The 13,376-nt window shown below is 68.3% G+C and carries 10 protein-coding genes, 1 tRNA gene and 1 pseudogene; 3 read left to right on the forward strand and 9 right to left on the reverse strand.

Going from position 1 to position 13,376, the window contains the following annotated elements:
* The 3 genes from DQP57_RS24570 to DQP57_RS24580 all read right to left on the reverse strand — a co-directional run.
* Positions 1 to 1,581 (reverse strand): DUF7159 family protein (locus tag DQP57_RS24570; protein WP_240631875.1); only part of this gene is annotated, 1,581 nt, incomplete at its 3' end.
* A 131-nt stretch (positions 1,582 to 1,712) separates the two neighbouring features.
* Complete coding sequence (gene dcd / locus DQP57_RS24575) at positions 1,713 to 2,285, reverse strand: dCTP deaminase (protein ID WP_066879589.1); 573 nt, start codon at positions 2,283 to 2,285, stop codon at positions 1,713 to 1,715.
* A gap of 30 nt (positions 2,286 to 2,315) precedes the next feature.
* The gene (locus tag DQP57_RS24580; protein ID WP_112635303.1) at positions 2,316 to 2,951 is read right to left on the reverse strand and encodes a hypothetical protein; all 636 of its coding nucleotides are present in this window, start codon (positions 2,949 to 2,951) and stop codon (positions 2,316 to 2,318) included.
* Between the two features lie 170 nt (positions 2,952 to 3,121).
* Here DQP57_RS24580 and DQP57_RS24585 point away from each other — a divergent pair.
* Positions 3,122 to 3,195, forward strand: a tRNA-Gly gene (locus tag DQP57_RS24585).
* Between the two features lie 230 nt (positions 3,196 to 3,425).
* Here DQP57_RS24585 and DQP57_RS24590 read toward each other — a convergent pair.
* The 5 genes and pseudogenes from DQP57_RS24590 to DQP57_RS24610 form a co-directional block, all read right to left on the reverse strand.
* Positions 3,426 to 4,031, reverse strand: coding sequence for a YdeI/OmpD-associated family protein (locus DQP57_RS24590; protein ID WP_112635305.1), 606 nt, complete (start codon positions 4,029 to 4,031; stop codon positions 3,426 to 3,428).
* The gene (locus DQP57_RS24595; protein WP_112635307.1) at positions 4,028 to 4,237 is read right to left on the reverse strand and encodes a putative quinol monooxygenase; all 210 of its coding nucleotides are present in this window, start codon (positions 4,235 to 4,237) and stop codon (positions 4,028 to 4,030) included. Before DQP57_RS24595 ends, DQP57_RS24590 begins: the two co-directional genes overlap by 4 nt.
* A pseudogene (locus tag DQP57_RS24600) lies at positions 4,188 to 4,343 on the reverse strand (IS256 family transposase); the annotation flags it as partial. The pseudogene DQP57_RS24600 and the gene DQP57_RS24595, both read right to left, overlap by 50 nt.
* Positions 4,344 to 4,480: 137 nt before the next feature.
* Positions 4,481 to 5,053, reverse strand: coding sequence for a hypothetical protein (locus DQP57_RS24605; RefSeq protein ID WP_205869231.1), 573 nt, complete (start codon positions 5,051 to 5,053; stop codon positions 4,481 to 4,483).
* Positions 5,034 to 6,965, reverse strand: a complete 1,932-nt coding sequence (locus DQP57_RS24610) for an alpha/beta hydrolase (protein ID WP_112635295.1) — start codon at positions 6,963 to 6,965, stop codon at positions 5,034 to 5,036. Before DQP57_RS24610 ends, DQP57_RS24605 begins: the two co-directional genes overlap by 20 nt.
* A gap of 206 nt (positions 6,966 to 7,171) precedes the next feature.
* Here DQP57_RS24610 and DQP57_RS24615 point away from each other — a divergent pair, with 206 nt between their 5' ends.
* Together DQP57_RS24615 and DQP57_RS24620 are read left to right on the forward strand one after the other, a co-directional pair.
* Positions 7,172 to 7,975, forward strand: a complete 804-nt coding sequence (locus DQP57_RS24615) for a mycofactocin-coupled SDR family oxidoreductase (RefSeq protein WP_112635297.1) — start codon at positions 7,172 to 7,174, stop codon at positions 7,973 to 7,975.
* A 135-nt stretch (positions 7,976 to 8,110) separates the two neighbouring features.
* Entirely contained in the window at positions 8,111 to 11,311 is a 3,201-nt protein-coding gene (locus DQP57_RS24620) for a serine/threonine-protein kinase (protein ID WP_112635299.1), read from the forward strand.
* A 4-nt stretch (positions 11,312 to 11,315) separates the two neighbouring features.
* On the opposite strand, the gene DQP57_RS24625 is transcribed toward DQP57_RS24620, so the two are convergent.
* On the reverse strand, positions 11,316 to 13,376 hold a 2,061-nt coding region (locus DQP57_RS24625; protein WP_112635309.1), incomplete at its 5' end, for an ATP-binding cassette domain-containing protein.

Genomic DNA, 13,376 nt, shown 5'->3' on the forward strand with positions numbered 1-13,376 from the left:
ACCACCCGGTCCACCCGAACCAGGCGTCGGCACATGCCCGCCCGGGCCACCCGAGCCCGGAGTGGGAACGTGGCCGCCGCCCGAACCCCCCGTGCCACCCGGGCCGCTCTCGCCGGGCGTGGGAGAGTGGCCGCCGCCGTAGTTACCCGGACCGCTCGGCTTGGGCGGGGTGCCTTCGCCGGGCGGCGTCTGGTGCGGCGGTGACTGCGGGACGGTGACCTGCGGCGGTTGGGGCAGGTGCACCGGCGGTTGGGGCTGCACCGGCTGCGGGATCGTCAGCCGCGGCGGGGCCGCAAACAGCGGGGGGCTCTCGATCGGGTCGGGAACCGGAATGCGCACCGGAACCGGGACCGGGACCGGCGGGACCACGACGGGAACCGGAACGATCGGGGCCGCCGGAATCGGAGGGGCGGCGGGCAGCGGGGGCGCCGCCGGCGGTGGAACCGCGGGCAACGGCGCGGCGGCCGGCGGGCTCAGCGGCTTGGGTGCCGCCGCCGGAGCGGGCAGGCTGATCTTCGCCAGCGGTTCGGACGCCTGCACCGGCGCCGGTGCCGGCGCCTGCTCGGGGACGATGAGGTGCTGCCCGGGCGTGGGCTGCAGGGCAACGGTTCCCGTCGTGCGGATGCCGATCGCCAGTGCGATCTCGAGCGCCAGCACCGCGCTGATGCCGACCACCGCCAGCCCGCTGCCGACCAGCAAGGCCGGCCGCCGCTTCGGCTGGCTTTCCTCGGGAAGGAAGAGCTTTTCGATGACCACGGTCGGCGAATCGGCGTCCTCGTCCCCGACCGCGCTGTAGGCGAGCTCGTCGCCGCCGGCTTCCGAGCCGATCGGAACGTAGAGGTATTCGGGAAGGGAGTACTGGTCGACCGAACCGGTGCCGGGATCCTGCGCGTAGGCAAACGCAGCGGTCGACGAGGCAAACAGCGGCGCGTTGGCCGACGCCAGCGCCGCCCCGCGGGCCAGCGCGGTCTCGGGTTCCTCGGGCACGCTCACGTCGAGGAAGGTCGTCGACTGCAGCACCGACTTCAGCGGCGCGACGTCGATGCCCGAACCGACCAGCAGCAGGCCGCCGGGCACGAGTTCCAGCTTTTCCATGCCGGCGACCATCGCGCCGAGTTGCTCGGCGGCATCACCGTAGGACTGGGCGTGGATCGGCTGCTTGTAGATGTCGGGGATGGACCCGTCGGAGGTCTCGACGACCGCCAGCGTCGCGGTGTCGGGCTCGACCAGCAGCACTGCGGTACGCTCGTAACCCATTGCCCCGCCGACGTTTTGCGCCAGCGCCGCCGCGGCCAAAAACGCCGAGACCAGCATGACGTGGTCGATCCGGTGGGCGGTCAGCGCGTCGCGCAACGCCGCGGCTTCGAGTTGATCCGTCCACGTCACGCCGATCGACGACAGCTCGAGGCCGGCGTCGGCCGCGCCCTCACGGGTGCCCAGAATGGCCGAGATCACCTGGTCGGGCCCGGTGGCGGTGGCCGCGTCGTCGACGTCGGCGACGTCGAACACGTCCTCTTCGACGGTTGCGCCGTCGGCGTATTCGCCTTCCAGGACGACCATTTGGATCGATGACGGTGCCATCGACACCCCGAGCACGATATCCAATACAAACCCCTCCAAAGGTATTGCACGATGAGCCACGGCCAGGCGGAGGAAAAAACCACGGCTAACTAAGTATCGCGCAGAAGGGGTGCGGGAGCGCCCCGCAGAACCTATGTAGTCCTTATGAAGTTCTGATAGGAGCGCGACGGGGTGGGTCCTCGCTGGCCCTGGTACTTCGAACCAACTTGCGTACTGCCGTAAGGATGTTCGGCGGGACTGGTCAATCGCAGAATGCACAGTTGACCGATCTTCATGCCCGGCCACAGCGTGATCGGCAGGTTGGCGACGTTGGACAGCTCCAGCGTGATGTGGCCGCTGAAGCCGGGATCGATGAACCCGGCCGTCGAATGGGTCAGCAGGCCGAGGCGGCCCAGCGACGACTTGCCTTCCAGGCGGCCGGCGAGGTCGTCGGGCAGGGTGATGAGCTCCAGCGTCGAGCCGAGCACGAACTCGCCGGGGTGCAGGACGAAGGGCTCGCCGGCGACGGGTTCGACCAGGGTGGTCAGCTCGTCCTGCTGCTTGGCCGGGTCGATGTGGGTGTAGCGGGTGTTGTTGAAGACCCGGAACATGCAGTCCAGCCGCACATCGATGCTCGACGGCTGCACCAGGGCGTCGTCGAGGGGGTCGATGCCCAACCGCCCGGCGCTGATTTCGGCCCTGAGGTCGCGATCGGAGAGCAGCACGCGACGAGCCTAGCTCGCTGCCCCGCGTGCTCAGCGGAGGTAGACCTCGCTGCCGTCGGGATATCCGCCCCCGGTGGTCGTGACGTGCACGTGGTCGTAGTGGCCGAGCCGGCTCGGCTGCGCTCCACCGGGCGTGTAGTAGACGCCGCGCCAGATGGCGTCCTGGATGCCGAAGCGCTTGGCGTTCTGCAGCACGTAGGCGACGACCGCGTTGCCCAGCGCGATGCCCTCCGCCGACTCCGGGTTGGGAATCATCACGTCGATCGCCAGGCCCAGCGGGTGCCACGGCAACGGATCCGGTCGCACTCCGCCCATCTCGTGGATCTGGGGAAACTCGGCGGTGATGCTGCGCGCGGTCAGAATCGTGCGGACCTGCAGGCCCCGTTCCGGGGCGACGTCGGCGGTCAGCAGCGGGGCTCGGGTGTGATACCGCGAGGCCGCGGCGGGCTCGGCGTCACCGGTGCCGGTGAGGAGGCGATGCGACGCCACGGTCACGATTTCCGCGCAGCAGGGTGCGGGTTCGCTGATAACGGGTTTGGCCTCGATGCGGGGCGCTCCGGGGTGCACGTCCGCCCCTGCCGCGAAGAAGACCGCCGCGGGAGCGAGTACCGCTGCCAGGGCGACCGACGGTTTGCGTCGCTTCCTGGCTAACCTGTGCCGACCCACGCCGAGCACATTACGGCGCAATAACGAAATAATAAATATGGGAATGGGAATTTGTGAACGGAATAACTCCGTATCGGCACGACGGCGCGGGCCGGGGGCTGCGCGGGGGTCGGCGCGCCGTCCTGACCTCGACGGCCGCCGGCGGGTGCTAGCCTTCCTTGGCGAGAAGTGCCGATGTAGTTCAATGGCAGAACATCAGCTTCCCAAGCTGAATACGCGGGTTCGATTCCCGTCATCGGCTCCACGTAGACCGGCGGCGTCACTGTCCGAATAGTCCGACTACGCCGTGCCGGTGTCACGGGATGTCACACCCCGATTCAACTGTCACCAGCCGCCTTCAGCGCGCCATCTTGGGACTGCGCGTTCATCCCCCTGCAGCACAGCGGGTCTGGGATGAGCAGCCGGTCGGGCGGACCATCCAGATCGGCCGAACAGGTACCCCGATACGAACGCGAGCAATTGTCAGAGTCGGTTTCAGCCGTCGAGGGTGCGCCGTTGGGGATAGATCGTCTCCCCGCGGGCGAGCATCTCAACGAACTGGGCGATCCGGCGAGTCCGGGTGTCGGTGCGTTTGGCATTTGAAACTCGGTAGATGACGGCATAGCGGTTCCGCGAGGTCAGGATGTCGAACATTTCCTGGGCCCGGGGCTCGGCGGCCAACGCGGCGGCCAGGTCGTTCGGTACCTCGATGCTGGCCTGGCCGGCGTAGGCCGCGTCCCAGCGGCCGTCGGCCTTGGCACGCTCGATCTCGCTCAGGCCAGCCGGATGCATCCGGCCAGCGCTGATCAGGCCGTTGACGAGAGCAACATTGCGTGCTGACCATGCGCTGCGCGGACGACGCGGGGTGAAGCTTCGGCGAAAGGTGGTCTCATCGCGTCCCCGCAGCTGTCCGTCGATCCAGCCGTAACAGAGCGCGTCTTCGAGCGCTTCGTCATAGGTGAGGCTGGTGGGTTGAGTCGTGCCCTTCTTGGCAAGCACCAACCACACCCCGGGTGAGCTGTCGTGGTACGTCCCCAGCCATTCCCGCCACGCGCTGGCGTCGGCGACGATCAGCTCCGGCAGTTGATCCCACGCGGTCATCGCGCCTTCCCAACATTCGACGCCGATCCCCGCTCTTGGTCGGCTTCGAGCGCTGCGGCGGCGGCCCCTTCGTCGGCCCAGATCTCCACGACGTAGACGGTATCCGGGTCGGCGCGATCGTGACCGATCAGATACGCCTGGCAGCCGGGGAAGTCGCTTGTGGAAGACGGCGCCGGCACGAACGGGGGCCACCAATCCGGGGGCATTGACTGTGCGGCGCGCCTGGGCGCCCTCAATCAGCGCGTAGGCATCGCGATCCCGGACGCGCGAACCCGGCCCTTTCGTGACTTTGGTCCTCAAACCTACTGCGGCAAGGCACTTTCGACGGGGTTACGCCGGTCCTTGATCAGACAAACGGACTGAAGATCATCCTCGGGAAGGCGCGCCCTGCTCACGCCGCATCGCCAAGACTCATCCACAACTTTGACCATTGCGCGCGAGCGCCGGCTCTACCGCCCGGCCAACTGGTCGTTGATGTTGCTCCATTGACCTTCGCCCTTGTGGTTGCCCATGTTTCGGCATTGGCCGTCGAGGATGATCTGCCCGTAACTGTGGTCGGACGGCATGTAGTTGATGCTGGCGGCTACGCCATCTTTATTCAGCGAAGCGCCGTGGTAGTGCTGGCCGGCGGGCGCGCCGTCGTTCCAGCCGTGCGCGACCATCGCCGCGCGTACTTGCTGGAAATACGCGTCGGGGTCGCCGTGGATCAGGAAGCTGAGGGTGACGGTGCCCTGAAACGGCGGGTCTCCCTGGTCGTTACAGGAGGCGAAGGAGAACGCCCCGCTGACGCCGTCCAGGTTGGCGACGGCGACGATTTGTTTTGCGGGCTCGATGACCTGGGCCTTGGTCTGATCGTCGCTCATCGGGTGGGCTGTGTCTTCATACGGATTAGTCGATCCGGCGGCGTGTGGTTTGTGTTGCACTGGCGCGCATCCTCCTAACAACAGGGCGACGACCACGACCGACGTAAGCAGTGCTTGGCGCAACGGCACGCGTTCTTCCTTAATGGTGGTGTTGGGCATCGAAGACATGGTTGTCGGTGATAGATCCTGGCGACCGGTCCCACTCCGGGTCAACGACGGCCGGCGTGTGTGGGCCGATGGTGACGGGCGGTAGCCCCGGAATCCTGACTTGCACGCCGCCCAGCGAATGGCGATGTTCGGCGGTCATGCCGTCGGCTTGGAGCTGGTCACCGTGGCCGGAGACGATGTCGGCCATGGCGTACAGGGCCTCGCTGCCACGGTGGTAGTAGTACGAGTGGTCGTGGGGGTTGATGCCGTCCGACCCGGGTACCTCGGCGCGGAAGCGGACCGATCCGAACCCGTCGACGGCGGGGTCGCCGCCCAGGCTGGGATTGTTGCCGAAGAAATTCTCGCCGAATATTTGCTTGCTCGCGCCATCGAGATGACCGAGCATGCCGACAGGATCGGTTGAGGCGTCTCCCACGAACACGTGCCCGCCATCCAGGTGAAAGCTTGCGGCGGTGGTGGCACGGTCGGTACCCGGACAGCCCAGCAGCACAGCGTCATTGGCGTGCATGTTGTGCATGGCAAACGCATCCGCGACGGTGGTCGAACCATACGAGTGGCCCAGCACCGTGACATGCTGACCTGCCCCGAGGTGTGTCGCCCACAGACCATTGACGTCCTGCGCCAGCGCCGCACTGCCTGTGCGGGCCAGTTCTGGGGTGGAGATGCGCACAACGTCGTCGAATCCGTTGGGGGCGTCGTAGCCCATCCACGCGATTACCGCCGTCGGGTTATGGGGATCGGCGGCATTGGCTTGTTCGAACAGGTTGATGGCGTCGTTGTGGCCGTCGTGCAGCCAGCCGCCTTTCACGCTGCTGCTGGTGCCAGGCACGATCACCGCGGTGTTCTTCGCAATGTCTGGGTTTCCGATCGCGATGGCGGCGCGACCTTTGCCGCCGAATGCTATTGGGTCGTAAGCGAATAGGTAGACCGGATTCGGGTGAAGCGGATCTCCCGCGTCGTGGTCGAGGCCTAGCTTGGTCTCGTTGGCGTTGTGGTAGCGGGTGACGTCCGTGGCCGACAGACCGAATTTCGCGGGGTCTCGAAGTACGTCGTCCACCGAGACGCCGTTGCGGCTGGCGATCCCGCGCACCCGGTCAAGGTCTTGGTTCATCACGGTGAGGTTGGCGTCATTGCGCGCAAGGATGGGGACGCCGTTGAGGTTGCCGACTTGGTCGGGGTGCTCGGCCATGAATCGCTGGCGCTGCTGCGGGGTCAGTGATGTCCACCAGCGATGGACGTCCTCGGGATTGGTGCTCGGTGGCGGGATCTGGTCGTCCGCGTCGACGGGCGCGAGGATATTCGGGTCGTAGCCGTCGGTGCGCAGATTGCCCAGACAGTTCTGCAGCGTGGCCCCGTAGCCGTCGCGGATCGACTGCAGATCGTGCAACGCATCCCGGACATCGTCAGCGGCGTCGGCTTTCGCGTCGTCGATCAACTTCTTCAGGAAAGCCTCGGTCTTCGCGTCGGGGTGGCCGTGCTGCAGATCCTCCTCCGCCGCGTCGATGATGTTGTCGAGCCCCTGCAACTCGTGTTCCAACGTGGAGATTCGTTGCGTTCCGGCCTTCTGCGCCTCGGCCAACGCGGCGGCGATGTTCTCCAAGTCAGCGCCGATTTTGGGCAACTGCTCGGACTGCCCACCGAGCGTTTTGACGAGCCGCTGCACTTCAGCGGCGTCGTTGATCGGGTGGTCACCATTCTGGTGGTTCCAGGCCGCGCCGAAACGCTGCCGGGCTTGCTGGAACGCGTGGTCCGCCTCTGCGGTGTGTCGGCCCGCGCCATGGAAGGCCTCGGCCAAGCTCGAAATCTGAGCCGGGCTGCCGGCCTGCAAGCTCTGATTGATCGCCCACGGATCACCGCCGGCCTGGGCGATCAGATCGGCAATGCTAAGCCATTTCAGCTGCACTGTTCCACCCTGAACACTCGCCCGTCGTTCTACAAATCAGCTACGACGGTACCTCCGCCGACGCCCGGTCCCCGCCAGTTCCACCCGACAATGCACCGCCGGTCCGCTCAAGCTGATCTGGCGCCGAAACCGCGCCCACAGCAACCGCTTTCATAACCCCACCCGGCGCGCCGGCAAGCGCCTTATCCGCTGGTAGCTTTACCGCCATGGGTGCCTTGGATGGTCGCGTTGCTTTTATCACCGGCGGAGCTCGCGGGCAAGGCCGCTCTCATGCGCTGGCCCTGGCCGCCGAGGGGGCCGACGTCGTCATCGCCGATGCTCCGCAGGCGATGACCGACCTGACCTATCCCCTGGGCACCGAGGACGACCTACGGGAAACCACCAAGCTCGTCGAAGAGCTGGGCCGGCGTTGCGTGCCGATCACCCTGGACGTGCGCGACGCGGCCGCGGTCGACGCCGCGATCACGCAGACCGTCACCGACCTGGGCAGCCTCGACGTCGTGGTGGCCAACGCCGGAATCGTCAGCACCGGGCTGCTGGAAGACGTCAGCGACGTGGTGTGGCAACAGCTGATCGACACCAACCTGACCGGCGCCTTCCACACCCTGCGGGCCGCCATACCGGTGATGCGGCAGCAGCGGTTCGGCAGGATCGTCGTGACCTCCTCGATGGGCGGCCGCATGGGCATCCCCGAGCTCGCCGCCTACAACGCGACCAAGTGGGGTGTCATCGGCCTCGCGAAGTCCGCCGCGCTCGAGGTCGCCAAAGAGGGCATCACGATCAATGTCGTCTGCCCCACCACCACCCAGACGCCGATGGTGCAACCCACCGGAAGCGACGGCGTCCCCGACGACCTGGTGCGCCGGATGACCAAAGCCAACCCGATACCGCAGCCCTGGCTGCAGCCCGAGGACGTCAGCCGCGGCGTGGTGTATCTGGTCACCGACCCCGGGGTGATCACCGGAAGCGTGCTCGAGATCGGCCTCGGCGGCAGCGCACGCATCCACTGACGAACGTCTGAGGAACGGGCGCCGGCCGACGGCGCATCGCCGTCAAATGAGGTGTCGGAACCATACTGACGGCGAACTGATGTTCGCTACGCTTGACCCCGATTGTTCAATCGCCTGGGAAGCTGGGGCCAGGTAATGGCTGAAAAACCCAAGGCTCGCGCCCGCGCGTCGGGGCCGAGCGAGGTCGTGGCGGAGTTAGCCGCCGCCGGGTTCGACAGTGCCCGCCATATCGCTCGGGGCGCCGCCGGAGTGGTCTATTGCTGCCACGAGACCGCGCTCGGGCGCAACGTGGCGATCAAGGTGCTACCGACATTCATCGACGACGCCGGCCGCGAACGGTTTCTCCGCGAGGGCTACGCCATGGGCGGGCTGTCGGGGCACCCCAACATCGTCAACATTTTGCGGGTCGGCCTGACCGCGAGCGGGCGCCCCTACATCGTCATGTCCTACTGCCCCGCGGGCTCGCTGGGCCTGCGGGTGCAGCGCGAGGGTCCCATCGCTTGGCCCGAGGCCGTGCGGATCGGCGTAAAGCTTTGCGGTGCATTGGAAACCGCACACCTGAGCGGCACGTTGCACCGCGATATCAAGCCCGCCAACGTCCTGGTCAACGACTACGGCGAACCGCAGCTGACCGACTTCGGGACCGCCCACATCGCCGGCGGATACGAGACGGCGGCCGGATTGTTCTCCGGCACGATCGATTACCTCGCGCCCGAAATCATGGCGGGCGAGCCCGCGACCGTCAGCAGCGACGTGTATTCGCTTGGGGCCACGTTGTATTCGCTCATTGCGGGCAGCCCCGCATACGAGCGCCGCAGCAGCGAAGACCTGCTCGCGCACTACACGCGAATCAACAACACGCGCGTCCCGGACCTGCGTCCCGGCGGAATCCCCGACGCGGTGTGTTCGGCGATCGAGACGGCGATGGCGGTCGACCCGGCCGAGCGGCCGGCGTCGGCGGCGGAGTTCGGTCGCGGATTGCAGGAAAGCCTGCGCCGCAACGGCTTGAAACCCGACGCCATGGCCATCACCGCCGTCGGCGCGGGCGCGGCGCGCGCGGTGGGCGGCTCGACGGGTCCGGCCAAGGCGCGGACCCTGCCGCCGTCCGGGCCTGGCGGGAAGACGGGGACAGCGGCCCCGCGACCGCCGCGCATCGCCACACCGGCCCCACGAAACGCCGACCCGGACGGTGCCACCTCGCTGATCCATCCGCTCAACGACCGCCGGACGACGCCCGCACCGTCGCGCCCTGCCGGCCCGCAGCAGACCGGTCCACGCGGCCCATCGGTGGACAGGCGAGGCCCAATTCCGGCCAGGCCCAACACGTCTCAGCCCACCGAGGCGATCGCGGCGCCGACTAGCATCACCGACGCGATCACGCCGTCGGGTGACGCGGAGCCACCCGCGGTCGAGCGCCGCGGGCCGGCCGCCGGGGCGGTGAAGTGGCTGAGCTCGTCGGGCAAGAAGCGCAACCGCCTCACGGCCCCTCTGATCGTTGTGGGGATCGTGGTGGCCGTGCTGGTGCTCGGCAGCGGGGTCTACGTGCTGCTCAGCCAGGGCAACAAACACCACCAAGCCGCGAATCAACCGAGCGCCCCGGCGGTCAAGTGGCAGCCGATCACCAACGCGCGCATCGCGCGCCAGGCGGCGGCGACCACGCAGGCCGATGGCACGATCTGGATCTTCGGCGGGCTGGGAAGCAACCACGCGCTCGTCGCAAACCACGAGGGCTACGACCCGGTGATCGACAGCTGGAAGAGCGGCGACGACCTTCCCGTTCCGGTCCAGCACGCCATGGCGGTGACGTGGCGGGGCAACCCGATCGTGCTCGGCGGCTGGCGCGCCGCGGGTCCGCAAAAGGTTGCCAGCGACCAGGTTTGGCGGGTGGTCAACAGCCACTGGGTCGAACTGCCCCACCTGTTGCAGCCCCGGGCGGCGGCCGCGGCCTCGGTGGTGGGAGACCGCATTGTCGTCACCGGCGGCGTCGACGCGAACGGCGCGCTGCTGAACACCACCGAGATCTTCGACGGCAACTCCTGGACCCTGGGCACGCCGATACCGACCCCCCGGCAGATGCTCGCCGCGGCGTCGGACGGCAAGCTGGTGTACGCCGTCGGCGGCAGCACCGGGACCGCCGACCTGGCGGCGGTCGAGGCGTATGACCCGGCCGCGAAAAGCTGGACGCGGTTGCCCGACCTGCCCAAGCCGCGCGGTGACCTCGGCGTGGCGATCGCCGATCGCCGCCTGGTGGCCGTCGGGGGGCAGTCGGCCGGGCAGGTCCTCAAGAGCGTGTCGGTGTTCGACCTGACGACGAATGCGTGGGCCGGCCTGCCCGACATGGGGGCGGCGCGCCACGGCATGGCGGTCGACGCGGTGGGGCAGGCCGTGTTCGCGATCGGCGGGTCGAGTGAGGCCGGCGACGGCCAGGCGACCTCGTCGGCCGAGGCGCTACAGCTGCCGGCCCGCCGAATCCAGCCGGCCGCGCAGTGGCGTTCCCTGCCGGACGCACCCACGCCCCGGCTGATGACGGCGTGGACCGTGCTCGACGACAAGATCTGGATCGTCGGCGGGCTGCGTGACGGGGTCGCGCTGTCGACGGTCGAAAGCTACGACCCGCGCGCCGGCACCTGGCAGACCCAACCGCCCCTGCCCGTCCCGCTGCACCACGCCGCGGCGGCGACCTATCACGGCGAGGTGGTGGTGCTCGGCGGCGCCAGCAGCGACCTCACGCAGGCGTCCACCAAGGTGTTCGCGTTGCGCGGCGGCAAGTGGATCGAGTTGCCGAGCCTCACCCACGCCCGCGCGGCGCTGGCCGCCGCGGTGGTCGGTGACAAACTCGTCGCCGTCGGCGGCCAGAACGCCAAGCAGCTCGTCGCCCAGACCGAGGTCTTCGACGGCAGCTCGTGGCGCGACGCGGCCGACATGCCAACTCCGCGTGAGCATCTCGCCGCGGTGTCGGACGGCACCTACGTGTACGCGGTCGGCGGCAGATTCCTGTCGGCCGACAAGAACTCCGCGGCGTTCGAACGGTTCGACCCGCAATCCGGGGCGTGGACCAAGCTGGTCGACATGCCGACGCCGCGCGGAAGCTACGGCGCCGCGTTCATCGACGGCCGGATCCTGGCGGTCGGCGGCGAGGAGCCGACGCGGGTGTTGGGGGTGGCCGAGATGTACGACATCGCCAACGGAACGTGGAGCGTCCTGCCTCCCATGCCCACCCCGCGCCACGCCGAGGCCGTCGCGACGGTGGGCAACACCGTCTACTGCATCGGTGGCGCGAACCGGCCGACCCACGAAGGCCCGGTGGCCACCGTCGAGGCCCTGGACTTCATCTAGCCGATCAGTGGCGCCTGAGCCGGCTGCGCCACCCCACGAATCCCGCGTACACGATGGTCAGCAACGCCAGCATGCCCACGTCGAACAGCCAGGTTGCGGCCGTGTGCTTGAAGTGGCGGTCTTTCGGGGCGAGCGGGCCGGGCTCGATCGTCCACAGGTCGACCGTCGAGGCCTGCGCCGCGTACCCCCAGCGCGAGGGCACCGCCCACGACATCTGGTCCAGGCCGATCCGGTTGGTGACCGGGACCATTCCCCCGCAGAGCACCAACTGCAGCATCAGGGACACCACCAGCAGCGGCATGATCTGCTCATTGGAGCGGGCGAGGGAGGACAGGACCAGGCCGACCATCGCCGCGGCGACGCACATCGCGGCGGTCGCGACGTACAGCTCGAGGGTGGCGCTGCCGAGCAGCAGGGCCGGGCGGGTCGGTGCGCCCTTCCCCAGGATCGTGATGGTGGTGGCGATCGCCGACTGGATGACGGCGAACACGAAGAACACGGCCATCTTCGCCAGCAGGTACGCCTTGGTGGACAGGCCAACCGCCTGTTCCCGGCGGAAGATGGGCCGCTCGCCGATGAGGTCGCGGATCGTCAGCGCGGTGCCCATGAACACGGCGGCCATGGTCAGCAACATCAACACCGAGCCCGGCTCGTCCGAGCCGTCCCCGCTGGGATCGGCGACACGGAATCCCGTCGAACCCGGCACGGTCAGCGACAGCGCGCCCATCACGAACGGCAACAGCGCCAGGAAGATGAAGTAGGCGCGGTCGGCGACGATCAGCCGAATCTGGCGGCGCGCGATCGTGGCGAACTGGCGGCGGGTGCTCGAGCGGGCCGGGGCACCCAGATCGGCCGGCTTCTCCGCCTCGGGCCCGGCCGGCGGCGGTTTTTGCTGGGCCAGGAAGCGGCGGTTGGCCTCGTCGGGGTCCGCACCCACCATGCCGAAGATCTTGGCCCAGTTGGTGGTTCCCATGGTCGCTTCGATTTCGTCGGGCGGCCCGCAATACGCCGTCTTGCCGCCGGGCGCCATCAGCAGCACCTGGTCGCACAGGTCGAGGTAGCTCAGCGAGTGCGTCACCACCAGCACCACGCGACCGGCGTCGGCCAGCTGCCGCAGCATGGTCATGACCTGCAGGTCCAGCGCGGGATCCAGGCCGGAGGTCGGCTCGTCGAGGATCAGCAGCGACGGCCCGGTGAGCAGTTCGAGCGCCACCGAGGCACGCTTGCGCTGCCCGCCGGACAGCTTGTCCACCCGGGTGTCGGCGTGCTTGGTCAGCCCGAGTTCCTCGATCACCTGCGCGACGACCTGGGCGCGGTCTTGTTTGCTGGTGTCGGGTGGCAGCCGCAGCTCGGCGGCATAGTTGAGCGCCTGGGTCACCGTCAGCTGGCGGTGCACGACGTCGTCCTGGGGCACCATCCCGATGCGGCTGCGCAACGACGCGAAGCTCGCGTGAATGTCGTGTCCCTCGAAGGTGATTGAGCCCGAACTGGGACAGGTGGCCCCGGCGATCAGCCGCGACAGCGTGCTTTTGCCGGCCCCGGACCCACCGATGAGCGCGGTCAGCGTGCCGGGCCTGGCGGTCAGCGAGACTTTGTGAATCAGCCGTTTGCTGTCGATTTCGAAGTCGACCTCGCGCACCTCCAGCCCGCCGGTGCGGGTGGCCGCCTGGGCGCGGCGGAGCAGGATCTCGCCATTGAACACCAGGTCGACGTTGCCGATGGTGACGACGTCGCCCTCGGTCAGCGGGGCCGACAGGATTCGGGTGCCGTTGACGAACGTCCCGTTGATGCTGTGCGCGTCGTGGATCTCCATGCCGCTCGGACCCGGAACCAGGTAGGCGTGCTGGCGCGACGCCAGGACGTCCGAGATGACGATGTCGCTGTCCTCGGCCCGGCCGATGACGGCGGCACCCGCGGGGGGCGCGGCGAGCCTCGACCGGGACCGCTGCACCGCACGGCGCAGGTTGGTGCTGTCGAACTCCGCGGCTTCGAGGGCTTGCGCGCCGATCTCGGTCAGCGGTTGGCCCTTCGCCGGCACGCCAGCCGGCCTGTCGGGCGGCGGCCC

Source organism: Mycobacterium colombiense (genome assembly GCF_003284935.1).
Taxonomy (GTDB): domain Bacteria; phylum Actinomycetota; class Actinomycetes; order Mycobacteriales; family Mycobacteriaceae; genus Mycobacterium; species Mycobacterium arosiense_A.

Bases quoted from the DNA above. Each gene is read 5' to 3' on its own strand.
- DQP57_RS24590 (WP_112635305.1), bottom strand. From the start codon at position 4,031: ATGACCGCGTGGGATCAACTGCCGGAGCTGATCGTCGCCGACGCCAGC.
- DQP57_RS24620 (WP_112635299.1), top strand. From the start codon at position 8,111: ATGGCTGAAAAACCCAAGGCTCGCGCCCGCGCGTCGGGGCCGAGCGAG.
- DQP57_RS24595 (WP_112635307.1), bottom strand. From the start codon at position 4,237: ATGCCCCCGGATTGGTGGCCCCCGTTCGTGCCGGCGCCGTCTTCCACA.
- DQP57_RS24615 (WP_112635297.1), top strand. From the start codon at position 7,172: ATGGGTGCCTTGGATGGTCGCGTTGCTTTTATCACCGGCGGAGCTCGC.
- DQP57_RS24605 (WP_205869231.1), bottom strand. From the start codon at position 5,053: ATGCCCAACACCACCATTAAGGAAGAACGCGTGCCGTTGCGCCAAGCA.